The 25,240-nt window shown below is 61.5% G+C and carries 20 protein-coding genes and 2 pseudogenes; 12 read left to right on the forward strand and 10 right to left on the reverse strand.

Annotated features, from left to right (window positions below):
- Positions 1-29 precede the first annotated feature (29 nt).
- Both ldtR and FHT69_RS10445 read right to left on the reverse strand, forming a co-directional pair.
- The gene (gene ldtR, locus FHT69_RS10440; RefSeq protein WP_003547156.1) at positions 30-545 is read right to left on the reverse strand and encodes a transcriptional regulator LdtR; all 516 of its coding nucleotides are present in this window, start codon (positions 543-545) and stop codon (positions 30-32) included.
- A 128-nt stretch (positions 546-673) separates the two neighbouring features.
- Positions 674-1,111: a DUF6163 family protein gene (locus tag FHT69_RS10445; protein WP_047616398.1), complete on the reverse strand. Its 438-nt coding sequence runs from the start codon at positions 1,109-1,111 to the stop codon at positions 674-676.
- Between the two features lie 230 nt (positions 1,112-1,341).
- Between FHT69_RS10445 and hemB the strand changes: the two genes are divergently transcribed.
- The 6 genes and pseudogenes from hemB (at position 1,342) to FHT69_RS10475 (ending at position 5,427) form a co-directional block, all read left to right on the forward strand.
- The gene (gene hemB, locus FHT69_RS10450) at positions 1,342-2,355 is read left to right on the forward strand and encodes a porphobilinogen synthase (RefSeq protein ID WP_183905295.1); all 1,014 of its coding nucleotides are present in this window, start codon (positions 1,342-1,344) and stop codon (positions 2,353-2,355) included.
- 91 nt (positions 2,356-2,446) lie between these two features.
- Complete coding sequence (locus FHT69_RS10455) at positions 2,447-2,905, forward strand: RDD family protein (protein ID WP_047616624.1); 459 nt, start codon at positions 2,447-2,449, stop codon at positions 2,903-2,905.
- Positions 2,906-3,123: 218 nt separating this feature from the next.
- Positions 3,124-3,900, forward strand: coding sequence for an arginyltransferase (locus tag FHT69_RS10460; RefSeq protein ID WP_063474272.1), 777 nt, complete (start codon positions 3,124-3,126; stop codon positions 3,898-3,900).
- Positions 3,901-4,785: a DMT family transporter gene (locus tag FHT69_RS10465; protein ID WP_063474271.1), complete on the forward strand. Its 885-nt coding sequence runs from the start codon at positions 3,901-3,903 to the stop codon at positions 4,783-4,785.
- Positions 4,786-4,842: 57 nt separating this feature from the next.
- Positions 4,843-5,061, forward strand: a pseudogene (locus tag FHT69_RS10470) (AbrB/MazE/SpoVT family DNA-binding domain-containing protein); the annotation flags it as partial.
- Between the two features lie 11 nt (positions 5,062-5,072).
- Positions 5,073-5,427 (forward strand): annotated as a pseudogene (locus tag FHT69_RS10475) (type II toxin-antitoxin system death-on-curing family toxin).
- Here the strand turns inward: FHT69_RS10475 and FHT69_RS10480 are convergent.
- Together FHT69_RS10480 and parC are read right to left on the reverse strand one after the other, a co-directional pair.
- Complete coding sequence (locus FHT69_RS10480) at positions 5,411-5,869, reverse strand: SRPBCC domain-containing protein (RefSeq protein ID WP_063474270.1); 459 nt, start codon at positions 5,867-5,869, stop codon at positions 5,411-5,413. The pseudogene FHT69_RS10475 and the gene FHT69_RS10480 overlap by 17 nt on opposite strands.
- A 152-nt stretch (positions 5,870-6,021) precedes the next feature.
- Positions 6,022-8,277, reverse strand: coding sequence for a DNA topoisomerase IV subunit A (gene parC, locus FHT69_RS10485; RefSeq protein ID WP_183905296.1), 2,256 nt, complete (start codon positions 8,275-8,277; stop codon positions 6,022-6,024).
- 342 nt (positions 8,278-8,619) lie between these two features.
- On the opposite strand from parC, the gene FHT69_RS10490 reads away from it, so the two are divergent.
- Positions 8,620-9,807, forward strand: a complete 1,188-nt coding sequence (locus tag FHT69_RS10490) for a membrane protein (RefSeq protein ID WP_047616388.1) — start codon at positions 8,620-8,622, stop codon at positions 9,805-9,807.
- Between the two features lie 104 nt (positions 9,808-9,911).
- On the opposite strand, the gene FHT69_RS10495 is transcribed toward FHT69_RS10490, so the two are convergent.
- On the reverse strand, positions 9,912-10,553 hold the full coding sequence (locus FHT69_RS10495; protein WP_183905297.1) for a TetR/AcrR family transcriptional regulator: 642 nt from the start codon (positions 10,551-10,553) through the stop codon (positions 9,912-9,914).
- Between the two features lie 66 nt (positions 10,554-10,619).
- Here FHT69_RS10495 and FHT69_RS10500 point away from each other — a divergent pair, with 66 nt between their 5' ends.
- Entirely contained in the window at positions 10,620-11,789 is a 1,170-nt protein-coding gene (locus FHT69_RS10500; RefSeq protein WP_183905298.1) for a serine hydrolase, read from the forward strand.
- 65 nt (positions 11,790-11,854) lie between these two features.
- Here FHT69_RS10500 and aspS read toward each other — a convergent pair whose 3' ends face one another.
- Positions 11,855-13,645 carry an aspartate--tRNA ligase gene (aspS, locus tag FHT69_RS10505; RefSeq protein WP_183905299.1) on the reverse strand — a complete coding sequence of 597 codons (1,791 nt, stop codon included), beginning with the start codon at positions 13,643-13,645 and terminating at the stop codon, positions 11,855-11,857.
- Between the two features lie 252 nt (positions 13,646-13,897).
- Between aspS and FHT69_RS10510 the strand changes: the two genes are divergently transcribed.
- The 4 genes from FHT69_RS10510 to FHT69_RS10525 all read left to right on the forward strand — a co-directional run bounded on the left by FHT69_RS10510 (position 13,898) and on the right by FHT69_RS10525 (position 19,275).
- Positions 13,898-15,289, forward strand: coding sequence for a multicopper oxidase family protein (locus tag FHT69_RS10510; RefSeq protein ID WP_183905300.1), 1,392 nt, complete (start codon positions 13,898-13,900; stop codon positions 15,287-15,289).
- 170 nt (positions 15,290-15,459) lie between these two features.
- A complete protein-coding gene (gene rnd, locus FHT69_RS10515) occupies positions 15,460-16,605 on the forward strand; it encodes a ribonuclease D (RefSeq protein ID WP_063474265.1) in 1,146 nt (381 codons plus the stop codon).
- Between the two features lie 144 nt (positions 16,606-16,749).
- Entirely contained in the window at positions 16,750-17,811 is a 1,062-nt protein-coding gene (locus tag FHT69_RS10520; RefSeq protein ID WP_025570680.1) for an adenylate/guanylate cyclase domain-containing protein, read from the forward strand.
- A 105-nt stretch (positions 17,812-17,916) separates the two neighbouring features.
- On the forward strand, positions 17,917-19,275 hold the full coding sequence (locus FHT69_RS10525) for an esterase-like activity of phytase family protein (protein WP_063474264.1): 1,359 nt from the start codon (positions 17,917-17,919) through the stop codon (positions 19,273-19,275).
- 267 nt (positions 19,276-19,542) lie between these two features.
- On the opposite strand, the gene ppx is transcribed toward FHT69_RS10525, so the two are convergent.
- From ppx to FHT69_RS10545, 4 genes are all read right to left on the reverse strand, one after another.
- Complete coding sequence (ppx, locus tag FHT69_RS10530; protein ID WP_063474263.1) at positions 19,543-21,063, reverse strand: exopolyphosphatase; 1,521 nt, start codon at positions 21,061-21,063, stop codon at positions 19,543-19,545.
- A gap of 12 nt (positions 21,064-21,075) precedes the next feature.
- Positions 21,076-23,280 (reverse strand): RNA degradosome polyphosphate kinase, encoded by a 2,205-nt coding sequence (locus tag FHT69_RS10535; RefSeq protein WP_047616369.1) that lies wholly within the window; start codon positions 23,278-23,280, stop codon positions 21,076-21,078.
- A gap of 66 nt (positions 23,281-23,346) precedes the next feature.
- Entirely contained in the window at positions 23,347-24,060 is a 714-nt protein-coding gene (gene hdaA, locus FHT69_RS10540) for a DnaA regulatory inactivator HdaA (protein WP_025570229.1), read from the reverse strand.
- Positions 24,053-25,177, reverse strand: a complete 1,125-nt coding sequence (locus tag FHT69_RS10545) for an AI-2E family transporter (protein WP_097542988.1) — start codon at positions 25,175-25,177, stop codon at positions 24,053-24,055. The genes hdaA and FHT69_RS10545 overlap by 8 nt, the downstream gene beginning before the upstream one ends.
- Positions 25,178-25,240: the final 63 nt, after the last annotated feature.

The raw sequence follows: 25,240 nt of genomic DNA on the forward strand, positions 1-25,240 counted from the left end.
TTCTGCAACCCTGAAAGGAGGTCCGGGTTTTAGAGGCGGTACAGGATCTGATCGTTCCAGAAGCGATCGAGACGCTGGAGCAGCTTGTTCATCTGTGTGAACTCATCGGTGCCAATGCCGCCGACCTTATCGATCGAGGCGATGTGGCGTTCGTAGAGCTTGGCCACCGTTTCGGCGATGTCCTGGCCGGTTTCGGTCAGGCTGATGCGGACCGAGCGGCGGTCGATGCGCGAGCGCTGGTGGTTGATGAAGCCGAGATCGACCAGCTTCTTGACGTTGTAGGAAACGTTGGAGCCGAGATAGTAGCCACGCGAGCGCAGCTCGCCGGCGGTCAGTTCGGAATTGCCGATGTTGAAAAGGAGCAGCGCCTGGATGGCGTTGACGTCGCTGCGACCCTGACGGTCGAATTCGTCCTTGATGACATCGAGAAGACGACGGTGCAGACGTTCAACGAGATGAAGGGATTCCATGTAAAGATCACGGATGTCATGATCCTGCTGGTCACGGAAGGTCGATACCGCCTGCGGCTTGATTTTCGTATTCATATTAACTGCCTCACTGTTTGTTTGGCGGTGTGTTTTCTTCCCGCCTTGAGTGAGACCCTATCGAATACATATAAAATTCGACTTAAACCGCAGGCTTAACGGAGCCTTACCGGTAACTCCACGTTGTCTCAGGGTAAATCAACGCTTACCTGGCGGCGATGCCGGCGCTTTTCCAGCCACAGCAGCAGGCGGAAAATCCAGTAAACGACGGCGACCAAGACATGCAGCAGGATGATCAGCTGGTTGGGGCCGAAAATATCCGGCAGCAGGCCATACATCAGGATCTGCCCGCCGGCAGCGAGCACCCAGATCACCGGTCCCCAGGAAACGGTGAGCCAGAGACCGAGGGAGGCAACGGGGAAAAGCACGGCGAGACTGGTGCTCGCCACCTTCCACGGCAGGCTCAAAAGATCGAAGCGGCCGGCGCCGACCAGCGAATAGCCGACGAGCATCGCCCAATATTGCAGGCCGAACCAGAAGCAGGAGACGGCAACCAGCCTCAGGAAGAGAATGAAGAGGATATCCGCCAGCGTGCGTTTCGGTATCGTCGGGGAATCGGTTTCCATAGCGCAGACATCGGTTTGGGGTTGCATCTTCACAAAGGCGCCCGCGCATCTGACAAGACGGGCTGAGGACGCTCTATCACATTGCGTTGGCGCATAACCCTGAAAATCGACTCCAAATTTCGCGGTTATGCGCCGGAGGTTTTCCGCCGCGGCCAATCGTCCGGTTTGGATTTTCCGGGCGCCATGATAATGAGCGCTCGGATAAATGGAATGGGCTTGGGACAGATATCATGCAGGACAGGACTCATCTCGTCGACGAGATCACCGGCCATCGCCGCATGCGGCGCAACCGCAAGGCGGATTGGACACGCCGGCTGGTGCAGGAGAACCGGCTGACGGTCGACGACCTGATCTGGCCGATCTTCATCGTCCCGGGTTCCGGCATCGTCGATCCGATCCCGGCCATGCCCGGCGTCAACCGGATGAGCATCGACAAAGCCGTGGAAGCCGCGCGTGAAGCGGCCGGCCTCGGCATTCCGGCACTTGCCACCTTTCCGAATATCGAGATAGAATTGCGCGACGAGACCGGCTCGAACAGCCTCGAAGCCAACAATCTGATCAACCAGGCGACGGCAGCGATCAAGAAGGCGGTGCCCAATATCGGCGTCATCACCGACGTCGCGCTCGATCCCTTCACCAGCCACGGCCATGACGGCATTCTGAGAGACGGCGAAATCGTCAATGACGAAACGGTCGACCAGGTGGCGCGCGCCGCCGTGATGCAGGCGGATGCCGGCGCCGACATCATCGCACCATCGGAGATGATGGATGGGCGTATCGGCGCGATCCGCATGGCGCTCGATGCGGCCGGCCACCAGAACGTCGGCATCATGAGCTATGCGACGAAATTCGCCTCCGCCTTCTACGGTCCCTATCGCGAGGCGATCTCGACGGGCGGGCTGCTGAAAGGCGACAAGAAGACCTATTATCTCGACCCCGCCAACGGCACCGAGGCAGTCCGCGACGCGGCCCTCGACGTCGAAGAGGGCGCCGACATGCTGATGGTCAAGCCCGGCCTGCCCTATCTCGATATCTGCTGGCGGATAAAGGAGGCCTTCGGCTTGCCGACCTTCGCCTACCAGGTTTCCGGCGAATATACGCAGATCAAGGCTGCGGCGATGAACGGCTGGATCGACGGCGAGCGGGCGATGCTCGAAACGCTGCTGTCGTTCAAGCGGGCAGGATGCGACGGCATCCTCACCTATTTCGCGGTCGAGGTGGCGAGGATTCTCGCGAAGCGGTGATTTCAAGCAGATTGGCGATTTGGGGGCAGATTATTGCATTTTGCCCTGCCGATACCATATCAGCGGCATCGTTTTTCCGCAGGAGATTGAGATGAGCTACAACCCCAATCCGCTTTATGCCGCACCGGAGGACTGGCGCGCCTATAGCGGCGTGTTGAGCCGCCGTGTCCTCGCCTTCATCCTCGATTACGTCATCGTGGCGCTGCTCTGCATTCCCGCGGCGATCGTACTGTTCTTCCTGTCGATCGTCACGCTGGGGCTCGGCTTCTTTCTCTACCCTGCCCTCTTCGTCATCGTCGCCGGCATTTATTTCGGCCTGACGGTGGGCGGACCGAGCCAGGCCTCGCTCGGCATGCGCGCCATGGGAATCGCAATCGTGCGCGTCGATGGGCGGCCGATGGATTTCATGACGGCGATCGTGCATCTGGCGCTGTTCTGGATCCTCAACTCGGTGCTGACGCCGCTCATCCTGCTGGCCGGCCTGTTCATCGAGCGCAGCCGTCTCGTCCACGACCTGCTGGTCGGCACGGCAACGGTGCGCACAGCCTGAGACCCTGGCTCAGAGCCTCATTGCAACTTTGGGCTTTTTGGGAGGGCGGAGACGAAATAAAGTCTCCGCCTTGCCTTTGCCGGGAACTTCGGACGCTCCATATCTAAAATTAGAAGACTGAAATGAAGGGCGAAACCCGCCCCGCTGTTGACGTTTTCTATTCTTAGGTCATGCTGTCTGAAAACGGCACTGTCTCGACAAGGAAATTTCCGCGACAAATGAATACGCAGACCACGCCATCCCCGCAGTTTTATCTGACGGCTCCGGCTGCGTGTCCATATTTGCCGCATGAGATGGAGCGCAAGGTGTTCACCCATCTGGTCGGCCCGCGTGCCGCCGAGATGAACGACATCCTGACGCAGGGCGGTTTCCGCCGCTCGCAGAACATCGCCTACCGCCCGGCCTGCGAATCCTGTCGCGCCTGCGTTTCCGTGCGCATTCTCGCCCAGGAATTCGAGCCGACGAAATCGATGAAGCGGGTGCTTGCCGCCAATTCCGACGTCATGGCCACTGAATTCCCCGCCCAGCCTTCCAGCGAGCAATATTCGCTCTTCCGGCGTTATCTCGATTTTCGCCACCAGCAGGGCGGCATGTCCGACATGACCGTGCTCGACTATGCGATCATGGTGGAAGACACGCACGTGAATACGAGAATCATCGAATACCGCCGGCGCGAGGAAGGCTCCGGACTGGAGCAGCGGCCGAAGGGCGAACTGCTTGCCGCAGCGCTGACCGATACGATGAGCGACGGGCTGTCGATGGTCTATTCCTATTTCAATCCGGCGCTCGATCGGCGTTCGCTCGGCACCTTCATGATTCTCGACCATATCAGGCGCACGAAAGCGCTGGGACTGCCGCACGTCTATCTCGGCTACTGGGTTCAAGGGTCGCGGAAAATGGACTACAAGACGCGCTTCCAGCCGCAGGAGCATCTGACGCCGCGCGGCTGGGAACGTTTCGATCCCGCCTCCATGCCCGAAAGCACCCACGACTGAATGTTCCCCACCGCTCTTTCCGATCATCGGAAGGGTCTGCTGCTGACGGCGATCGGCGGGCTGGCGCTTTCGATGGATATCCCGCTCGTCCGTCTTGGCAATGGCGACATCTGGTCGATCCTGGGAATACGAAGCGCAGCAACGATTCTTGCGACGCTCGTCATCCTTGGAGCAATGCGCCTTGCCTCGGGCAAATGGCCGGTCCTCATTCCTGGGCGAGCAGGCCTATTCGCCGGCCTGCTTTACGGCCTCTCCTCCCTCACCTTCGTGCTTTCAGTCTTCAATACGGCCACAGCCAATGTCGTCTTCATCGTCGCCTTCAACCCGATGTTCGCTGCCCTGCTTTCCTGGATTTTCCTGAAGGAGAAGCCGCAGGCCGCGACGCTGATCGCCATGCTGTTCATGATCTTCGGCGTCGGGCTGATCGTGCGCGAAGGGCTTGCGAGCGGCCATATTTTTGGCGACGCCATGGCGCTTCTCAGCGCGCTTATTCTTGCCGCAGCCATCACCATCGGACGTGGCTCGCGCCGGGAAATGGGCTTCGTGCCGCTGCTTGCCGCCATCCTGCCGGCCGCCCTCGGCCTCGCGCAAGCTCTGCCCTTGGGATTTTCCATCGCCCATCCCGGCTGGATCCTCTTGAATGGCGCCATCATGATGCCGGTCGCCTTCTGGTGCCTTGCAACGGGGCCGCGTTATCTTTCCGCGCCTGAAGTCGGCATGTTCTATCTGCTGGAGACCGTGCTCGCGCCGATCTGGGTTTGGCTGATCTTCGCCGAAACGCCGGCGGCGATGACGCTGGTCGGCGGCGGCATCCTGGTGACGGCGATCGCCGGGCATTGCTTCTGGATGGTGCGGGAGAAGAGCATCAGGCAACCAGCGGAATAGGACGTTGCCGCCGGATCGGACCGATGTTGTAACTCCGTTATTACAGGGGATAAAATGATGAAGGGCACAATCCGCAAGGTCGGCAATTCCCAGGGCGTTATTATCCCTAAAGAGGTACTGCAGCGGCTGGGCTTGAGCCGCGGCGACAGCCTCGAATTGCGAGAGGTCGAGGGTAATATTCGGCTCGTGCCGGAATCGGCGGACCTTGCCGAGCAAGTGCGGGCAGCCCGCATCGGCATGGAAAAATATCGAGTGGCGCTCCGCGAATCCGCCAGGCGATTGAAAATATGCATGACGAGCAGATCGCCGAGCACGGCGGTCTGTCTGGCCTCCGGGATGCCAACGCATTGGAAACCAGTTTGGCACGGCCGCTCGACAAGGCGGCACATGGCGAAACCGATATCTTCGTATTCGCCGCAGCCTATCTCTACGCCATTGTTAGAAACCACCCATTCAAGGATGGAAACAAGCGTACCGGCTATCTCGCGGCGTTTACGTTTCTATATCAACCGCTACGTCATCAATGCCGATAACGCGCAGGTTATTGCATTTGTACTCGACGTCGCCGCCGGCGAGATCGACGAGGAAGGCGCGACCCGCTTCCTTCGGGATTTCAGCATAGCGCTCAACCCGTCGCCTTGAACTGCTGCTGCTCCAGTTCCCTGCCAAGCCCCTCGATCACATGCGCCCAGCCTTGCCGGGTCTTTTCCTCGTGTTCGGCCCATTCGGCGCACATTTCGTGGGTCAACGTCAGGCGGCTGCCGCCGCCAAGAGGCTCGATCTCGATTTCGACGCGGTCGCAATTGTGATCATGCTCCTCGACGGAGAAGCTGAAGACCATGCGTCGTGGGCGCTTCAGTTCCAGGAAGACTCCCTGGTGGAAGGCGTCGCCGGTCGGGCGGCGGTCGACCACGAAGAAACGGCCGCCGACATGCGGATCGATCTCAGCGCGGATGACATGGCCATCATCGGTGGCAAACAGGAAGCGGCGGGCGATTTCGGGATTGAGCCAGGCGTCGTAGACGACAGCAGGCGGCACCCCGTAGGTGCGGCTGACATGCAATTTGATGGTGCTGGCGGGCATCGATTTTCCTCCGGTAGTGCGCGCACACTCCTTCCGTGCGCGGCCTGCGGCCATTCCGTCCGCCTCCGGAGCCGGCCTTTCATATTTTTGGTAACAGCAATGAGATAGAGGAGTTGCCGCGCCCGCCAAGAGACAAGCGCGGAATTTATGCCTCAGCCGGCGAATTTACCGCTGCGCGGGAAGCCCTTCGGCACGGTGCGGCCGGCGGTGGCGCGGTCTGCCAGCCATTCGGCAAGCTCGTCCTTGTTCTTCGTGAAGGTGCGGCCGGCACTGTCTTCCCAGACGAGGCCGTCTGATATCGCGAAGCAGCGGACGTCGGAAATACCGCCATCCTTGTAACGCTGCAGGCGCACGCCCTTGCCGCGCGACATTTCCGGCACCTGCACCAGCGGAAAGACCAGCAGCTTGCGGTTTTCGCCGACGACGGCGACATGGTCCCCGCTGACGGGCACGAGCAATTGCGTTTCCTCGGGCAGCGCGACGTTCATGATCTGCTTGCCCTTGCGGGTGTTGGCGACCAGCTCGGCTTCCGCAACGACGAAACCGTTGCCGGCTGTGGAGACGATCAGCTGCTTGCGCGAGGGATCATGGACGAAAGCGGTCAGCACCGCCTGGTCGTTGTCCATATCGACAATGATGCGCAACGGCTCGCCGTGGCCGCGGCCACCCGGCAGCTTGTCGCCGCCGAGTGTGAAAGCCTTGCCGCCGGTCGTGACGATCAGGATCTTGTCCGTCGTCTGCGCCGGGAAGGCTATCTTCAAGCCATCGCCTTCCTTGAAGGTCAGCGTCGCCGTATCGGCGATATGGCCCTTCAGCGCGCGGATCCAGCCCTTTTCGGAAATGACGACAGTGATCGGTTCCTTCTCGATCATCGCCTGCTGGATCGCTTCCTCGTCGGTCTCAGGCGCATCGGCAAACTGGGTGCGGCGGCGGCCGACCTCGGTCGCCTTGGCGAATTTCTTCTTCACTTCGCCGATTTCCCAGGCGACCGTCTGCCACTGCTTGTCGTCGGAGGCAAGCAGCGTCTCGATCTCGCCCTTTTCCCTGGTGAGTTCGTCGAATTCCTTGCGAATCTCGAACTCTTCCAGCTTGCGCAAGGCGCGCAGCCGCATGTTGAGGATCGCCTCGACCTGATTGTCGGTCAGATCCCAGCGCGCCATCATGACCGGCTTCGGCTCATCCTCCTCGCGGATGATGCGGATGACCTCGTCGATGTTGAGATAGGCGACCAGAAGACCGCCGAGGATTTCGAGGCGCCTGTCGATCGCCGCCAGGCGGAAGCGCGAGCGGCGCTGCAGGACTTCGCGGCGGTGGTCCAGCCACTCCTTCAGCACTTCGTTCAACGCCATGACCCGCGGGATGCGGCCCATGGACAGCACGTTCATGTTGAGCGGGAAGCGGCTCTCGAGCTCCGTCAGCTTGAACATCGATTCCATCAGGATCGTCGGATCGACGCTGCGGGTCTTCGGCACCAGCACAACGCGGATGTCCTCGGCCGATTCGTCGCGGATATCCTCCAGCAACGGCAGCTTGCGGGCGATCAGCAGCTCGGCGATCTTCTCGATCAGCCGCGATTTCTGCACCTGGAAGGGAATTTCGGTGATGACGATCTGGTAGCCGCCGCGGCCGAGATCTTCCGTCTGCCATTTCGCCCGCACGCGGAAACCCCCGCGGCCGGTACGATAGCTCTCGATGATGCTGTCGCGGCTGTCGATGATGATGCCGCCGGTCGGGAAGTCCGGGCCGGGAATGAATTCGACGAGCTTTTCGACGGTGGCATCCGGATGCTTGATCAGATGCAGGGCGGCATCGCAAAGCTCGTGGGCATTGTGCGACGGGATCGAGGTCGCCATGCCGACGGCGATGCCGGAGGAGCCGTTGGCGAGCAGATTCGGGAAGGCGCCGGGAAGGACGACCGGCTCGGTATTCGATTCGTCGTAAGTATCACGGAAATCGACGGCATCCTGATCGATGCCCTCGAGCAGCAGTTCGGAGACCGCCGTCATCTTCGATTCGGTGTAACGCATGGCGGCGGGGCTGTCGCCGTCGATATTGCCGAAATTGCCCTGGCCGTTGACCAGCGTGTAGCGCTGCGAGAAATCCTGGGCGAGACGGGCAAGCGCATCGTAGATCGACTGGTCGCCGTGCGGATGGTAGTTACCCATCACTTCGCCGACGATCTTGGCGCATTTCCTGAAGGCTGTATTCGGTCTCAGCCCCATCTCGTTCATCGCATAGACGATGCGGCGATGGACGGGCTTCAGCCCGTCGCGCACGTCAGGCAAAGCGCGGTGCATGATGGTCGACAGCGCATAGGCAAGGTAACGCTGCTCGAGCGCCGCCTTGAGGTCGACCGGCTGGATGTTGTCGTCGTCTCCGCCGGAAGGCGGCAAAATCTCTTGTCCCATAGGTCCTGACTAGCCCAGAAGCGGCCGGCGGGCAAGGAATCCGGGCCATTGCAGCTGTGGATGAAGTCTTGGGAATGACATCTCCAACGCATCGTGCTCTCCGAAAATCGGAATGGATTTTCGCAGAGCACGATGCGAGGATTGAAAGTGTTACAGTGTCCTTTGCGCGTCTGAAAGACGCGCGGCACTGTAAGGATGAGACAAACGTTCCGCCGTAATTTGGACTTCGTTTGCCGTTCCTTTCAACGGAAATTTAGAAGTCCGCAAATATAAAGCGGGCCCAATCCGTAGTAGCGTAACTGCAGATTTCCAACCGCCACACGCCACCAGAGGAATCACCCCATGAATATTTCCCGGACAACGCGGCTGATGCTGTCGGGCGCCGCCTTTTTCTCGCTCGCCGGTTCGGCTTTCGCTCTCGACGGCACCGATTTGCTGAAGAAGCTCAATGCCGCCTATGCCGCTCAGGGCGGGACGATTGCGGCTGAGAACATCGACATCGACGGCACGACCGTGACCTTGAAGAATGTCACCGTCAAGCCGACCGGCGGCGAGAGCCTGCCCATCGGCGAAGTCACCCTTTCCGGCGTCGAAGAAGACGAGGATGGCGGCTATTACATCGAAGAGGCCGCCTTCCCCGATATCAACAAAACGGAAGACGGCGTCACGGTGACGGCGCAGGAGCTGACGCTCGGCGGCATTTCGATCCCGGCAACGGCGGGCGGCGACACGCTCGATACCATGATGCTCTACGAAAGTGCCCATACCGGCCCGCTGAAGGTGGTCAAGGACGGCGCGGAAGTGTTCTCGGTGCTCGAAAGCAATATGAACCTGACGCTGCGCGAGGACGAATCCGGCTTCGATTTCGACGGCGCCTTCAAAAGCATGAAGGCCGATCTGACCAAGACCCAGGATGCGCAGAGCAAGGACGCGATCGAGAAGCTCGCCCTGCAGCACGTCCAGGGCGACATCACCATGAAGGGCGCCTGGGAACTCGCGCCCGGCACGATCGACATTTCGGAATTCGCCCTCGATTTCACCAACGTCGGCAAGCTCAATCTCGGTTTCAAGATCTCCGGCTACACGATGGCCTTCATGAAATCGATGCAGGATGCGATGAAGGAATCCGAAGCCAATCCGAATAAGGAACAGTCGCAGCAGGCGCTCGGCCTTGCCATGCTTGGCCTGATGCAGCAGCTGTCCTTCGAGGCCGCACAGGTGCGCTTCGAAGATGCTTCGATCACCAAGCGCGCGCTGGATTATGCCGGTTCGCAGCAGAACATGTCCGGCAAGCAGATGGCGGATTCGCTGAAGGCGATGACGCCGATCATGCTGGCGCAGCTCAATATCCCGGAACTGCAGAACGCCGTTTCGGCCGCCGTCAACACCTTCCTCGACGATCCGAAGAGCCTGACGGTCAAGGCCGCGCCTGAAAAGCCGGTGCCGTTCCCGACGATCGTGGGCGCCGCCATGGGCGCCCCGAACACCCTGCCGCAGGTGCTCGGCGTCAAGGTTACCGCCAACGACTGATCGCTTCGATCTTGCGATCAAAGGCCCGGCAGCAGTGAACTGCGCCCCAAAGGTTGATGTCCAACTTTCGGGGCCAGTTCACGGACTGCCGGGCCTTTTCGTTTTCAGGCGCGGTGGCGGGCGACCTCGGCGATCGCGTGGGCTGCGATATCAAGCAGTTCGTCAAGAGGCGCCCCGTCCCTCGCCTGCACCGACATGCCCTGGATGATGGCGCCGAGGAACCGTGCGAGTGCGCGAGGGTTCGTCCCGGCCTTGATATCGCCTTCGCGAATGCCGCGCTCGATCCTCGCGGTGAAAGCGTCGAGCGACCGACGACGCATCGCCGCAACATGATCGACGATCACGTCGTTCTCGCTGGCGCAGTTCAGCGCTGCCGTCGAGATCATGCAGCCTTTCGGATGCTCCGGTGCCGAGAAGATCGCCGCCGAGCCCCGCAATATGCGCTCGAAGGCGGAGACGGTGTCGATCGGCTCGCCGAGCGCGGAAAACGTATCGGCGCCCAGGCCGCGATATTGCTCGAGCGCCGCGCGATAGAGATCGGCCTTCGAGTGGAAGGCGGCATAGAGGCTTTGCGGCGTGATGCCCATGGCGGCGGTGAGATCGGCGATCGAGGCGCCCTCATATCCATGCGCCCAGAAGGTCTCGCGCGCCGCCGAGAGAACGGTCTCGCGGTCGAAGGCCGGCGGGCGGCCGCGTCGTCGGGCGGCGGTTTTTTCTACGTCTGGAGTATTTTTCACAATGATCACTCTAGAAATTCGAGGCGCCTTGCTATATTCAGGAACGGTCATTGTGATTATAGGAGATTTAATCTGATGAGTCTTCCCCTCGAAACGGCGGATGCCGACAGGAATTCATCCCTTGCCGCAGCAGTCGATGCGGCAATCACAAGCGCGCTCACCGAAAAACGGCTGGTTGGAACGGTGGTGCTCGTCGCCCGCGACGGAGAGATCGTCCATCGCCGTGCCGCCGGCCTTGCCGATCGCGAAAACGGTTTGGCCATGCGCGAGGACACGATCTTCAGGCTCGCCTCCATTACCAAGCCGATCGTCACCATCGCCGCGATGCGGCTCGTCGAGCAGGGAAGAATCGGGCTCGACGACGCGGTGACGCAATGGCTGCCGGACTTCCGTCCAAGGCTGCCCGACGGCGCCGAAGCAACCATTCGCATCCGCCACCTGCTGACCCATACAGCGGGCCTCGGCTACAGCTTCTCCGAAGAGGACGGCGGCCCTTATATCAGCGCCGGCGTTTCCGACGGCCTCGACGAACCGGGACTGCCGCTGGCCGAGAACCTGCGGCGGATCGCCAGCGCGCCGCTGCGCTTCACCCCGGGCAGCGACTGGCAATATTCCCTCGCCATGGATGTTCTGGGCGGCGTCATCGAGGCGGAAACCGGCGTGCCGCTCGGCGACGCGGTCGCTGATCTGGTGACGAAACCGCTCGGTCTTGCCGATACCACGTTTTCGGTTCGCGACCGCAGCCGGCTGGCGGCGGCCTATATGGATGCTTCACCGGAACCGGCGCTGATGGGCGAGAATGCGCTGGTGATGTCGCTGATGGGTCCCATCCGCTTCGCGCCGAACCGCATCTTCGACCCCGCCTCCTATCATTCGGGCGGCGCCGGCATGGCGGGAACCGCGGGTGACGTGCTCGCCATCCTCGACACCATCCGCAGGGGCGGCGCCCCGCTGGTCTCGAGCGAAACCGTAGGGATGATGACGACCGACCAGGCCGGCGGGCGCCGCCAACAGCACGAGCCCGGTTCCGGCTTCGGTTTCGGCTGGTCCGTTATCACCAATCCGGCCGAGGCAGGCGTCCCCTTCCCCAAGGGCACGCTGAAATGGGGCGGCGTCTACGGCCATAGCTGGTTCATCGACCCGGTCAACGGGCTGACCGTCGTGGCGCTGACCAACACGACGCTGGAGGGCATGTGGGGCAAGTTCACCGTCGATCTTCGCGAGGCGATCTACGCGGCATTATGAGCGAGTGAAACAAGCAAAAGCCCGGCGGTTGTGCCGCCGGGCTTTTGCATTTGGGATCAGAGATCTCAGTCTTTCTTGACCGGCGGGATCGGCCGGATCGAGAGCTCGCGCAGCTGCGTCGGCGTTGCCGGGCTCGGCGCCCCCATCAAGAGGTCCTGGGCCTGCTGGTTCATCGGGAACAGCGAGATTTCGCGCAGGTTCTTCGCGCCGACGAGCAGCATGACGATGCGATCGATGCCGAAGGCAGCGCCGCCATGCGGGGGCGCGCCATACTGGAAGGCACGGTAGAGACCGCCGAAACGATCTTCGACATCCTGCTGGCTGAGGCCGACCTTCTCGAAGGCGGCGACCATGGTTTCCGGCGACTGGTTGCGGATCGAGCCCGAGGCGATTTCGAAGCCGTTGCAGACGGCGTCATACTGGAACGCCTTGATCGTCAATGGATCCTGGTTCTGCAGCGCGTCAAGGCCGCCCTGCGGCATCGAGAACGGGTTGTGGGCGAAGTCGACCTTCTTGTCTTCCTCGCTCCACTCGAAGAAGGGGAAGTCGACGATCCAGCACAGTTCGAAGCGGTCGCGGTCGACGAGGTTCAGTTCTTCGCCAGCCTTGGTGCGAGCCTCGCCGGCGAACTTGTAGAACTTTTCCGGCTCGCCGGCGACGAAGAAGCAGGCGTCACCATCTCCGAGACCGAGCTGGGTGCGGATCGCATCGGTGCGTTCCTCGCCGATGTTCTTGGCAAGCGGACCTGCGCCTTCGAGCTTGTCGTTCTCACTGCGCCAGAAGATGTAGCCGAGGCCGGGCTGGCCCTGGCTCTGTGCCCAGGCGTTCATGCGGTCGCAGAAGGCGCGCGAGCCGCCGGTCTTTGCCGGGATCGCCCAGATCTCAACCTTCGGGTTGGAGGCGATCATGCCGGCGAAGACCTTGAAGCCGGAGCCGGCAAAATGTTCGGTCACCGCTTCCATGACGATCGGGTTGCGCAGGTCCGGCTTGTCCGAACCATATTTGCGGATCGCCTCGTCATAGGGGATGCGCGGCCATTCCTTGGTGACCGGCTTGCCTTCGGCGAATTCCTCGAAAATGTTGGTCATCAACGGACCCATCGTGTTCCAGACGTCTTCCTGGGTCACGAAGCTCATTTCGAGGTCGAGCTGATAGAATTCGCCCGGCAGGCGGTCGGCGCGCGGATCTTCATCGCGGAAGCACGGCGCGATCTGGAAGTAGCGGTCGAAGCCCGCGACCATCAGCAGCTGCTTGTACTGCTGCGGCGCCTGCGGCAGGGCATAGAAGGTGCCGGGATGAATGCGCGAGGGCACGAGGAAGTCGCGTGCGCCTTCCGGCGAAGAAGCCGTCAGGATCGGGGTCGTATATTCGGTGAAGCCGACATTGCTCATTTCGCGGCGCATGGCGGAGATGACCTGGGTGCGCTTGACGATGTTCCGGTGCAGCGTTTCGCGGCGAAGATCGAGGAAACGGTATTTGAGGCGGACGTCCTCGGGATAATCCGGCTCGCCGAAGACCGGCAGCGGCAATTCCTTGGCGGCGGAGAGGACTTCGATCTCCTGCGCGTAAAGCTCGATCTCGCCGGTCGCCATGGTCTTGTTGATGGTGTCTTCGGTGCGAGCCTTGACGAGACCGTCGATGCGGATGACCCATTCGCCGCGGACGGTTTCCGCCATCTTGAAGGCCGGGCTGTCGGGATCGGCGACGACCTGGGTGATGCCGTAATGGTCGCGAAGGTCGATGAAGAGAACGCCGCCATGGTCGCGAACGCGGTGGACCCAGCCGGAAATGCGGACGGTCGAGCCGACATCCGTCTTACGGAGGGCGGCGCATGTGTGGCTGCGATAGCGATGCATGATGTCAAATCCTGGCATGTACTGAGACGGCAGCAAGGGTTTCAGGACCCTCAAGCGCCGACAAGAAAATCGGGCGGAAAAGCGCATGGACGCTCCGATTTGTCAAGGCTTGGCGCACGCGGCCGGGCGTTTGACACGTGTTTATGGCGAGGCGGCGGCCGCCATGCTGCGGCAGTTTGGCCGCGCTTGCCGTATTGCTGAAGCTACCGGTCAACTTTAAAAGGATCGGCATTCTCACCGTGGAGCGTCCGCATGCCTCTGCTTACCCGCCGCAACCTCTTGAAGGCATCCGCCGTCGCGGGCGCTTATGGCGCCGGCATTGGCATTGCCGGCAAATTCGGGCTTGCCGAGGCAGCTCCCGAGCCGCAGTTGCTGACGGCGGTAAAGACCGAGGCCATGCTGACCGAGGCGGGACCGACCAGGGATATCATGAGCTGGGGCCACGACGGCATGCCGCCGGTTTTGAGGATGACCAAGGGACGCCCTTATGCGGCGCGGCTGAAAAACGGGCTCGACGAGCCGACCACGATCCACTGGCACGGGCTTCGCATCGACAACCGCATGGACGGCGTACCGTTCATGACGCAGCCCTACATCTATACCGGCGACAGCTTCGATTATGCCTTCACGCCACCCGATGCCGGCACCTTCTGGTATCATCCGCATTGCAACACGCTGACGCAGATGGGGCACGGCATGACCGGCGTCATCGTCGTCGAGGACCCAGCCGATCCGGGGTTCGATGCCGAAGTGGTGCTGAACCTGCGTGACTGGCGGCTCGGCGGCGACGGGCAATTCATCGCTCCCTTCCGGCCGCGCGACGCGGCCAAGACCGGCACCTACGGCACGGTGCGCACAGCCAACTGGCACCAGGAACCGCAATATGACGCGCCAGCCGGCGGGCTGGTGCGGCTGCGCATCGCGATCACCGACGTGACGCGGATCTTCTCGCTGAAGATGGAAGGCGCCGATGCGACGGTGATTGCGATCGACGGCAATCCGGTGCCGACGCGTTTTCCCCTCGACCTCCTGCAGATCGGGCCGGGTCAACGGCTCGATCTTGCCGTGCGCATGCCGGATAGCGAAGGCGCGGTCGCGACGCTGGAAGATATCCGCGGCACGACGCCGAAGACGATCGCCAGCCTGCGCGCGGTCGGATCATCATTGAAGCGCGATATCGGCGATCTCGGGCCGCTTGTCGAAAATCCGGTGCCGAAGGCCGATCTTTCCACCGCCGAACAGATCCCGCTGGTGCTGAGCGCCACCGCCGAGAATGCCGCCGTCGAAAGCATCTGCGGCACGCTCGGCTACAGTTTCTGGGCCATCAACAAGGTGCCGTGGCCGGGCGACACGCCCGATCCGACGGCGCCGCTTGCGGAATTGAAGCTCGGCAGGAGCTATGTCTTCAATCTGGAGAACACCACGCCGCATACGCATCCGATCCATCTGCACGGGATGAGCTTCACGGTGATCTCCTCCTCGACGCGGGAGGTGATGCCGCTCACCTCCGATACCTATCTCATCCAACCGGACGAGAAGGTGCAGCTCGCCTTCGTCGCCGACAATCCCGGCGACTGGCTGCTGCATTGCCATATCATCGAGCATCAGAAGACGGGGATGACGAGTTATCTCAGGGTGAGCTGAGACCGCGCGCCTTCACGATCGTGGCCGCGCGTCGCGCCGTGGTTCGCCCTTGCCTCAGTTTGGACGTGATTCTTCGCCAGCAATGCTCGAAGCGTATGCTGTTGTATTGACATATCGAACCGAAAGGAGAAGGAAGGTTCAACCGACCTTTTCCTTGCGAATGAAATGATATGATCGAAACCACCGCCGATTTGGCGGCCGCCTGCAAAGAGCTGGCCAAGTCCGACTTCATCACCATCGACACCGAATTCCTGCGCGAGACGACCTTCTGGCCGGAGCTCTGCCTGATCCAGATGGCAAGCCCGACGACCGAAGTTCTCGTCGATCCGCTGGCCAAGGGCATCGATCTCGCCCCCTTCTTCGAGCTGATGGCCGATACGAAGGTGCTGAAGGTCTTTCATGCGGCGCGCCAGGACATTGAAATCATCTTCAATCGCGGCAATCTCATTCCGCATCCGATCTTCGACACGCAGGTCGCCGCCATGGTCTGCGGCTTCGGCGACAGCGTCTCCTACGATCAACTGGTCAGCCGCATCAAGAGTGTCCATATCGACAAGTCGTCGCGCTTCACCGACTGGAGCCGCCGGCCGCTCTCCGACAAGCAGCTGGAATATGCGCTGGCCGACGTCACCCACCTGCGCGACGTCTACCTGTCGCTGAAGGCGGAGCTCGATCGCGAAGGCCGCACCTCCTGGCTCTCCGAGGAAATGGACATTCTCGAGGCGCGCGAAACCTACGACATGCATCCCGACGATGCCTGGCAGCGATTGAAAATGCGCCTGCGCAAGCCGCAGGAGCTGGCGATCCTGAAATATGTCGCCGCCTGGCGCGAACGCGAGGCCCGCGCCCGCAACGTGCCGCGGTCGCGCGTGCTGAAGGACGATGCGATCTACGAGATCGCCCAGCAGCAGCCCAAGGATACCGAGGCGCTGGGCCGGTTGCGCACCATTCCGAAAGGCTGGGAGCGCTCGACTTCCGGCGCCGCTGTCATCGAGGCCGTCAACGCGGCGCTTGCTCTTCCGAAGGCCGATATGCCGCACGCACCACGCCAGGCGCAGGCGCCCGAAGGGGCCGCTGCCGCCGTCGAACTGCTCAAGGTGCTGTTGAAGCTGATTTCGGAAAAACACGGCGTGGCGCCGAAGGTGATCGCCAACAGCGAGGATCTCGACAGGATCGCCGCCGAGGGCGAAAAGGCCGATGTCGCGGCCCTCAGCGGCTGGCGGCGCGATCTTTTCGGCGAGCCGGCGCTGCGGCTGATCCAGGGCGACATCGCTCTGCGCTTCGTCGACCGGAAGGTCGAAACCGTCAGCCTCTGAGGTTGGATAGATTATGCAGCACTTCCAAGGGCTGCATCGTGCTTCACGCGTCCGAACGACGCGGCGCCGTCGTTTCGAATTCGCTTGACGGTTGGTTCCGGCCGGAAACAATGGCTGGGTGAAACATCACGGCGCAGAGGCGGCATGCGGGAAATATCTCCGACGCAGAATTGGATCCTGATCGCGATCGTCCTCGCGGCCAGCGGCGTCATCTATGATTCCATGTTCTATTCCAACCAGACGCCCGTCATCGGAGCGATCTTCGCGCTTTTCATCGGCATGCCGATCATCGCTTTCGAGCGTAAGGTACTGTTGCGCACGCTCTACAGGCGCATCCAAAAGCTGCCGACTTTCGCCTTCATCATCACCGAGCTGGTGATCTATGAGATCCTGATGAGCATCGGCTTTGCCTGCGCGGGCCTGCTGCTCTGGTCGGTCGGCATGCTGAAGCCGCCGTCGCTCCTCGATCTCGTCATCATGCCGTTCGAGGTCTTCCTCTATGCGCTGGCGGTCTGCGCCTTGATGATCTTCGTCCTGCGTGTGCGAGAACTGCTCGGCCGCGACGTTTTCCTCAGCATGCTCGTCAGCCGCTACCGCAATCCGGTCAGGGAAGAACGTGTCTTCCTGTTCATCGATCTCGTCGATTCGACGGCCTTTGCCGAAAAGCACGGTGACCTCAGGGCGCAGCAGCTGCTGAGCTCGCTGTTTGCGACCTTCGCCGAGCCCGTCAGGCGTCACAAGGGCATGATCAACGACTATGTCGGGGATGCCGCGATCATCACCTGGCCGCTTGCCCGTGGTGTCAAGAATGCGCGCTGCGTGCGCTGCATCTTCGACATTCTCGCCGATATCGACGCCAATGCCGCCGGCTGGCGGAAAAATTACGGCCAGGTGCCGAAGCTGCGCGCCGCCCTTCACGGCGGCGAGATCATCACCGCCGAAGTCGGCGTCGACCATCACAAAATCAGCTATTTCGGCGATACGGTGAACACCACCGCCCGGCTGGAAACCCTCTGCCGCAGTCTGAACCGGCCGGTGCTGATCTCCGCCGAGCTTGCCCGGCGCATGGAGTTTCCCGACAACATCTCCTGCGAAGATCTCGGCACCCATGCCGTCAGGGGCCGCGGCCAGGCGCTTGGCGTCATGGCGCTTTCCTCACGCGCGGTGACCGTCCTGAACACGCCCGCCGTCATTCTGCACGGCTGAGCAGCGGTTCGGCCGCACGTCACCAAAGCTTCACCCAACCGTCAATTCGCTGACATCAAAGCCCTGCTAAGCGGAAAGCATTCGCATCCGTTCCACGGGGATATTATGAAGACCGTCCTTTTTGCTTCCGTATCGCTTTTCATCCTGGTCGCGACCTCCGCTGCGGCCGACCAGCAGCAGTTTCCGGCCAAGCTCGCCGGCCAGGCGATCCTGCCTGCCAACACCATGGTTCCGGCACCGGCCGATGCCCCCGAATTCCTCAAGCATTCCGGCAAGTTCACGACGGCGGACCGCAAGCGCACCGAAGCGCTCGGCACCGTTCCCGGCAAGGACGGCGCCCGCATCACCGATCTGAAGCTTCCCTTCAACGGCCAGCCGATCCAGGGTTTTTCCGGCATCAAGACGATGACCGACGGCACCTTCTGGACGCTCTCCGACAACGGCTTCGGCTCGAAGGCCAACTCGTCCGACTCCATGCTCTTCCTGCACCAGATGAAGTTCGACTGGGCCGGCAACAAGGCTGATGTCGTCAAGAACCTCTTCCTCTCCGACCCCAACAAGATCGCTCCGTTCCCGATCGTGCTCGAAGGCACCGACACGCGCTACCTCACCGGCGCCGACTTCGATATCGAATCGATCCAGCCGGTTGCCGACGGCTTCTGGCTCGGCGACGAATTCGGTCCCTACATCCTGAAATTCGACCCGTCAGGCCGCCTGACCGACGTCATCCCGACGACGCTCGACGGCAAGCCGGTGCTTTCGCCCGACAATCCGCTGATCCAGCTGCCGGGCAACCCGGCCGCGAAGATGCCGGTCTTCAACCTGAAGCGCTCCGGCGGCTTCGAAGGCCTCGCCATGTCGAAGGATGGTTCCAAGCTCTACGGCCTACTCGAAGGCGCCATCTACAAGGATGACGGCACGATGGAAACGGTCGATGGCCACACCGCCATCCGCGTTATCGAATTCGACGTCGCCGCCAAGAAGTGGACCGGCCGCAGCTGGCTCTATCCGTTCGAAGACAAGGGCGTGTCGATCGGCGACTTCAACATGCTCGACGACACGACCGCTCTCGTCATCGAGCGCGACAGCGGCGCCGGCGCCAAGGACAAGGCCTGCGCCGACCCCAAGCAGCCGAAGCCGGATTGCTTCGAGGCTCCGGCCGAACTGAAGCGCGTCTACAAGATCGAGTTCAACGATGCCAATGTCGGCAAGGCCGTCCGCAAGATCGGCTATATCGACCTCCTCAATATCCAGGACCCCGACAACAAGAAGAAGGCCGGCAGCAAGGACGGCGTCTACGACATGCCGTTCGTGACGATCGAAAACGTCGACCGCGTCGACGCCACGCACATCATCATCGGCAACGACAACAACCTGCCCTTCTCGGCCGGCCGCGCCGTCGACAAGGCCGACAATAACGAGTTCAGCCTGCTTGAGGTCGGCGAGTTTTTGAACGCGAAGTAATTCGGGTTTGATGTGAGATAGAGAGGGCGGTACGTAAGCGCCGCCCTTTTTTATCTGGTCGTGGGCATCTAAGTTTCTCCTTCATTCCTGTGCTCGTCACAGGAATGCAGTGCGCCCAAGTCGTTGGGCGCAAGAGACTTTTTCAACCCTCGCATTGAGTCGTTCACCGAGCGGACGCGCGGTGGCTGGATTCCTGTGACGAGCACAGGAATGAGGGAAGGCGGAGGGACGGCACGGTCAAAACAGCCCGCCGTAAAGATGCCTACCCTACTCGAACAGAAACGCCAGCCGCTTGTTGGTCAGTCTCGACAGCTGCTGCAGGCGACCGTCCAGGCGTTCGCCGGCGAAATCGCGGTACTCGGGAGGCACGACGAATTCGAGGTCGAGGTCCGGGTTCGGCGATTTGCGGAAGGTCAGGTTCTTGACGATGCCGGGCATCGAGGCCGAGAAGAGGTAGACGACACGCAGCATGCCGCCGAGCAGCTTGGCGCGCTCGATGAGCTGAGGCGTGGCGATCTGGGCCAGCGGGCCGGTGGCGCCGTCGTCATGCAGGCCTTCGAAACGGTAATAGTTGGAAAGCGCGATAAAGGCGCGGCCGGGATGACTGATGCCGACGAAGGAAGAGTGAGCGATGACGTTCAGCGCCTGCAGCCCTCGATAGTCAGGATGGGCGCGCCAGCTGATATCGGCAAGCAGACAGGCGGCCTGACGGTAGCGGCTTTCCTCTTCGGTTTCCTGGATGCCGAAGAGGGGCATCATGCGGCCGGTCCATTCGGCCAGCTCGCGAGCATGCTCCGGCGAGCGGGCACGCAGGATCGCCAGCTCGCCGGCAGCGGCAAGCAGCGGATCGGCGCGGCGCTCGGCCTCCGACAGCAGCGAATAGAGATATCCCTCGCGCACACCTTGCGCCGAGAAGGAAATCATCGACGGCTTCATCGCGCTCAGCACTTCCTTCATGGCGACGGCGCCGAAGGGCAGCAGCGACCGGCGATGCTTGGAAACGGCCTGCAGCGCCGGCTCCCTGGAATCGCGCGCGGCCACCACCTGGTCGAGGAACTGCATCATCGCTTCGAGCGACACCTCATAGCCCTGCATCATGTGCAGCGGATAATGGGTGATTTCCATGTGCAGCTTGGCGATGTTTCGCCAGGTGCCGCCCACGGCGTAGAAGGTACGCCCCTCGCCTTTCGACAGCAGCTTTGCCGTCTTCAACTGCTTGCGGGCAAAGCTCTGGGCCTTGGAGAGCGAACCGCCGGCATATTCCGACAGGCGCAGGCCGCCGAGCGGCAGAGTGATGCCCTTGCCGAATTCCTTACCCTTGATATCGATCAGCTCCAGCGAGCCGCCGCCAAGGTCGCCGGCAATGCCGTCAGGATTGTAGAAACCGCTGATGATGCCGAGCGAGGCGAATTTCGCCTCTTCCTCGCCCGAAAGCACGCGGACTTTGCGGTTCAGGATGGTTTCTGCCTGGTGGATGAAATCGGGACCGTTGCTCGCCTCGCGCGCGGCTGCCGTTGCCAGCACATACATGGTGGCGGCGCGCGCCTGGTCGGACAGAGCCTTGAAACGATGCAGCGCCGCCAAAGCCCGCGCGACGCTGTCTTCATCCATCTTGCCGGTAAGGGCGACGCCCTTGCCAAGGCCGCAGAGGACCTTTTCGTTGAACAGGACGGTCGGCGAACGGGACATGCCTTCGTAGACGACTAGACGAATGGAATTCGATCCAATATCGACGACGGAGACCGGGGCGATCCCCGGAAGGCGCCCCTGGGCTTCAGATTCAACCATTTAGGTCCAGTTTTACTTGTTGTTGCGGCCTTCGAGCAGGCCGGCGATCAGCTTCGGCGCACTGGACTTCAGAGCTTCACCACGGCCCGACAGGCTCGGATTGGTCATGAAATACTGCTGCGCATTGAACGGTTCTTCGCCCCTGCGCACTTCCATGCGTCGCGACGTACCGTCGGGCAATATCTCGTAGCTTTGTTGATTGTCAATCACGTTGCCGAGCATAATCTGTGACAAGACTTGCTCGTGAACGGTCGGATTCGTCAGCGGAACCATGGTTTCGACGCGGCGATCGAGGTTTCGTGGCATCATGTCGGCCGAACCGATGTAAACCAGCGCCTTATCGGACGGCAGGCCGTGGCCGTTGCCGAAGCAGAAGATGCGGCTGTGTTCGAGGAAGCGGCCGACGATCGACTTGACGCGGATCTTCTCCGAAAGGCCGGGCACCTGCGGGCGCAGGCAGCAGATGCCGCGCACCACCAGATCGATCTCGACGCCGGCATGGCTGGCGCGATAGAGCGCATCGATGATGTCGGGATCGACAAGCGCGTTCATCTTCATCCAGATCGCGGCCGGCGCGCCGTTCCTGGCATGCTGGATCTCCTCCTCGATGTGGCGCAGGATGCGCGGGCGCATCGTATAGGGCGAGATGGCGAGCTGCATGCCCTGTTCGGGCTCGCCGTAGCCGGTGATGAAGTTGAAGATATTCGCCATGTCATGGGCGATGACGGGATTGCAGGTAAAATAGGAAAGGTCGGTATAAATCTTCGCGGTGATCGGGTGGTAGTTGCCCGTTCCGAGGTGGCAATAGGTGCGCAGCTTGCCTTCCTCGCGCCGGACGACCATCGACATCTTGGCATGGGTCTTGAGCTCGATGAAACCGAAGACGACCTGCACGCCGGCGCGTTCGAGATCGCGCGCCCAGCGGATGTTCGCCTCTTCGTCGAAGCGGGCCTTGAGCTCGACCAGCGCCGTCACCGACTTGCCGGCTTCGGCGGCGTCGATCAGGGCGCGGACGATCGGGCTGTCGTTGGAGGTACGGTAAAGCGTCTGCTTTATCGCCAGGACGTCAGGATCGCGCGCAGCCTGGAGAAGAAACTGGACCACCACGTCGAAAGATTCGTAGGGGTGATGGACGACCATGTCCTTTTCGCGGATGGCGGCAAAGCAGTCGCCGGCATGTTCGCGGACGCGCTCGGGAAATCGCGCATTGTAGGGGGCAAACCTGAGATCCTCGCGCGGCGCCTTGGTGATCTCGGACAGGGTGTTCAACGCCAAAAGACCCGGCAGAACGGCGACGCGATTGTCCGGGATATTGAGGGCCTGAACGACGAACTGGCGCAGCGAGGCCGGCATTTCCGAGTCGGTCTCGATGCGGATGACCTTACCGCGGCGGCGGCGCTTCAGCGCCGTTTCGAAAAAGCGGACGAGATCCTCGGCCTCTTCCTCGACTTCGATATCGCTGTCACGGATGACGCGGAACGTACCGGAACCCTGCACCTCGTAACCCGGGTAGAGCCGATGGATGAAGATGTTGGCGACATCTTCCAGCGTGATGTAGCGGATCGTGTTTCCATCATCCGGCAGACGAACGAAGCGGTCGAGCGCCACCGGCAGGCGCAGCAGCGCCGTCATCGGCTCGCGGCCGTTCTTGCTGACGAGCTGCAGGCCGATCGAGAAGCCGAGATTCGGAATGAAGGGGAACGGATGGGCCGGATCGATCGACAGCGGCGTCAGGACCGGGAAGATCGCCTGTTCGAATTCGGCGGCCAGCCACTGGCGGTCGGCATCGCTCAAGGCGCCGGGGCGCACGATCAGGATGTCTTCCTTGGCGAGATATTGCTGCAGGACGGCGAGCGAGGCCTGCTGCTCCATCTGCAGATGGTCGATCTCCTGCAGGATCGAGTCGAGCTGCTCGGCCGGCGTCTTGCCGTCGGGGCTGCGGATGGCGATGTTCTGGCGCACCTGGCCCTCGAGGCCGGCGACACGCACCATGAAGAATTCATCGAGGTTGGCGGCTGAGATCGACAAGAAGCGGACGCGCTCGAGCAGCGGATGCTCGGTATTTAGCGTTTCTTCGAGGACACGGCGGTTGAACTGCAGCCAGGAGAATTCTCGGTTGATGAAGCGCTCGGGGCTCTTGAGCAGCTCTTCCAGCGGGGGAGTGTTGTCGTTGATCTCGGGAGCGAGTTCTTGATGTTCTGCGACTGCACTATCCATTGTCCGCTTACCCCGTTCTCAATCGCCAAAGGCAATTATATCAGTTTGACGACGGAACTGTGACAGTCAATCGGCCGGTTCCGAATTTCCCAATTCATTCAATACTTCGGCAGCAAGAGACCGGGTGATTTTCGTGCCCCGCGACAGGGCCAGCCGGTCAAGCCTTTCGACGATCGTCTGGGCCGCGTTCAGCGACCGCTCCATCCGGTTGACGATATAGAGCACGAGTTTGTCATCTATATAAAGCTGCCGGTCGGCGAAGAGCTTGACGATCACCTGCGACAACAGCGCCTCATCGGGTTCGCCGATCTCGACGACGGTTGCCGCTTTCAGGCGTGAGCGCAGATCGGGCAGCGAAACCGGCCATGACATCGGCCAGAGACGGCTGGTGATCAACAAGCTGGTGCCGTTTTCGCGCACGCTGTTGATGACGTGGAACAGCGCGTTGTCATCGAAGCCGAGGCGATCGGCGTCCTCGAACAGCACCGGGCCGGCGGCGGCGGCAACGGCGGCATCCGAGCCGAGCTCGGGATGGATGTCGACGGCGCCGCTCAAGTCCCGCCAGATGCGGGCAAGATGCGATTTACCCGAGCCGACCGGGCCGGCGAGCACGACGACCGGCGATGGCCATGCGGGCCAGGCATCGACGATCGAAACGGCGGCGGCGAGACGCTCCGAGATCAGGAGGTCGTCGCGCCCGCTTGCGGCATCGTGCGAAAAGACCAGCGGCAACTGCTCTCCGGCCTTGCGCTTCGGATCAGCGTTCTTGACGTCATTCATTGGGAACTGATTTCGTCTTCCTGGCGCGGCCGCTTGATGACCCGCCAAAATAAAGATCGCTCTGAAGGTAGCGTGAAAGCGCGAAGCGAACAAGGACGCCGACGGCTGCGGCGGCCGGCACGGCGACCAAAAGACCGACGAAACCGAAGAGCGCGCCGAAGGCAAAAAGCGCAAACATCAGCCAGACCGGATGCAGGCCGACGCTGGAGCCGACGAGCTTCGGCTGCAGAATGTTGCCTTCCAGGAACTGGCCGCTGAAGAAGACGACGAGCACCAGCCCGATCCAGGGATAATCCGGCCAGAACTGCACGAGCGCCACGCCGATGGCGAGGACGAGGCCAACCATCGAGCCGACATAGGGAATGAAACTGATCATGCCGGCGAAGAGGCCGATCAGCAGGCCGAAATTCAACCCGACGAGAGAAAGGCCGACGGCATAATAGATGCCGAGGATAAGGCAGAGCGAGCCCTGGCCGCGGATGAAGCCCGCGATCGCCTGGTCGATCTCCTTGGCGATCTGGCGGACATCGCTGACATAATCGCGCGGGATCCACTGATCGACCTTGGCAACCATGCGGTCCCAGTCGAGCAGGATATAGAAGGCGACGACGGGGGTGACGACGAGCAGCGATATGACGTCGACGATCGCCTTGCCGGAATTCCAGATCTGCGCGAAGAGCCCGGTGAGGAACCCCATACCCTCCGACAGGATGCCGGAGAGATTGTCCTTGATCGCGCCCATCTGGTTCTCGACCCAGTCCGGCAGCAGCGAATTCTGCGCCTGCGTGATGAACTGCTGCAACTGGCTGATATAACCCGGCAGACGCTCGGCAAAATCGTTGAACTGGCTGATGAGCACCGGAATGAGGATCATCAGCGCTAAGGCGAAGACGATGACGAAGGCGACCAGAATGCCGATGGTCGCCATCATGCGGCTCAGGCCCAGGCGTTCAAGCCGGTCGGCCACCGGATCGAGGAAATAGGCGATCGCCATGCCGGCGATGAAAGGCAGCAGGATCGAGCTGAAGACATAGAGAAAGACGATGAAGAAGACGAGCACTGCCAGCCAGAAGAAGATCTGACGCTTGAGACTGTTGCCGCTGACATGCTGTGGCATCGCTTCCCCGTTGATTGCTCGCCGCCGCCAAACGCCGCATCCGATCCGAAGCGGCCATTCAGC

The organism is Rhizobium sp. BK008 (genome assembly GCF_014197345.1).
Lineage (GTDB): Bacteria > Pseudomonadota > Alphaproteobacteria > Rhizobiales > Rhizobiaceae > Rhizobium > Rhizobium anhuiense.

Coding starts and splice junctions, on each gene's coding strand:
- FHT69_RS10445 (WP_047616398.1), bottom strand. CDS start 1,111: ATGGAAACCGATTCCCCGACGATACCGAAACGCACGCTGGCGGATATC.
- FHT69_RS10545 (WP_097542988.1), bottom strand. CDS start 25,177: ATGCCACAGCATGTCAGCGGCAACAGTCTCAAGCGTCAGATCTTCTTC.
- FHT69_RS10500 (WP_183905298.1), top strand. CDS start 10,620: ATGAGTCTTCCCCTCGAAACGGCGGATGCCGACAGGAATTCATCCCTT.
- aspS (WP_183905299.1), bottom strand. CDS start 13,645: ATGCATCGCTATCGCAGCCACACATGCGCCGCCCTCCGTAAGACGGAT.
- FHT69_RS10460 (WP_063474272.1), top strand. CDS start 3,124: ATGAATACGCAGACCACGCCATCCCCGCAGTTTTATCTGACGGCTCCG.
- ldtR (WP_003547156.1), bottom strand. CDS start 545: ATGAATACGAAAATCAAGCCGCAGGCGGTATCGACCTTCCGTGACCAG.
- ppx (WP_063474263.1), bottom strand. CDS start 21,063: ATGGTTGAATCTGAAGCCCAGGGGCGCCTTCCGGGGATCGCCCCGGTC.
- FHT69_RS10455 (WP_047616624.1), top strand. CDS start 2,447: ATGAGCTACAACCCCAATCCGCTTTATGCCGCACCGGAGGACTGGCGC.
- FHT69_RS10510 (WP_183905300.1), top strand. CDS start 13,898: ATGCCTCTGCTTACCCGCCGCAACCTCTTGAAGGCATCCGCCGTCGCG.
- rnd (WP_063474265.1), top strand. CDS start 15,460: ATGATCGAAACCACCGCCGATTTGGCGGCCGCCTGCAAAGAGCTGGCC.
- hdaA (WP_025570229.1), bottom strand. CDS start 24,060: ATGAATGACGTCAAGAACGCTGATCCGAAGCGCAAGGCCGGAGAGCAG.
- FHT69_RS10520 (WP_025570680.1), top strand. CDS start 16,750: ATGCGGGAAATATCTCCGACGCAGAATTGGATCCTGATCGCGATCGTC.
- FHT69_RS10480 (WP_063474270.1), bottom strand. CDS start 5,869: ATGCCCGCCAGCACCATCAAATTGCATGTCAGCCGCACCTACGGGGTG.
- parC (WP_183905296.1), bottom strand. CDS start 8,277: ATGGGACAAGAGATTTTGCCGCCTTCCGGCGGAGACGACGACAACATC.
- FHT69_RS10535 (WP_047616369.1), bottom strand. CDS start 23,280: ATGGATAGTGCAGTCGCAGAACATCAAGAACTCGCTCCCGAGATCAAC.
- FHT69_RS10465 (WP_063474271.1), top strand. CDS start 3,901: ATGTTCCCCACCGCTCTTTCCGATCATCGGAAGGGTCTGCTGCTGACG.
- FHT69_RS10490 (WP_047616388.1), top strand. CDS start 8,620: ATGAATATTTCCCGGACAACGCGGCTGATGCTGTCGGGCGCCGCCTTT.
- FHT69_RS10525 (WP_063474264.1), top strand. CDS start 17,917: ATGAAGACCGTCCTTTTTGCTTCCGTATCGCTTTTCATCCTGGTCGCG.
- hemB (WP_183905295.1), top strand. CDS start 1,342: ATGCAGGACAGGACTCATCTCGTCGACGAGATCACCGGCCATCGCCGC.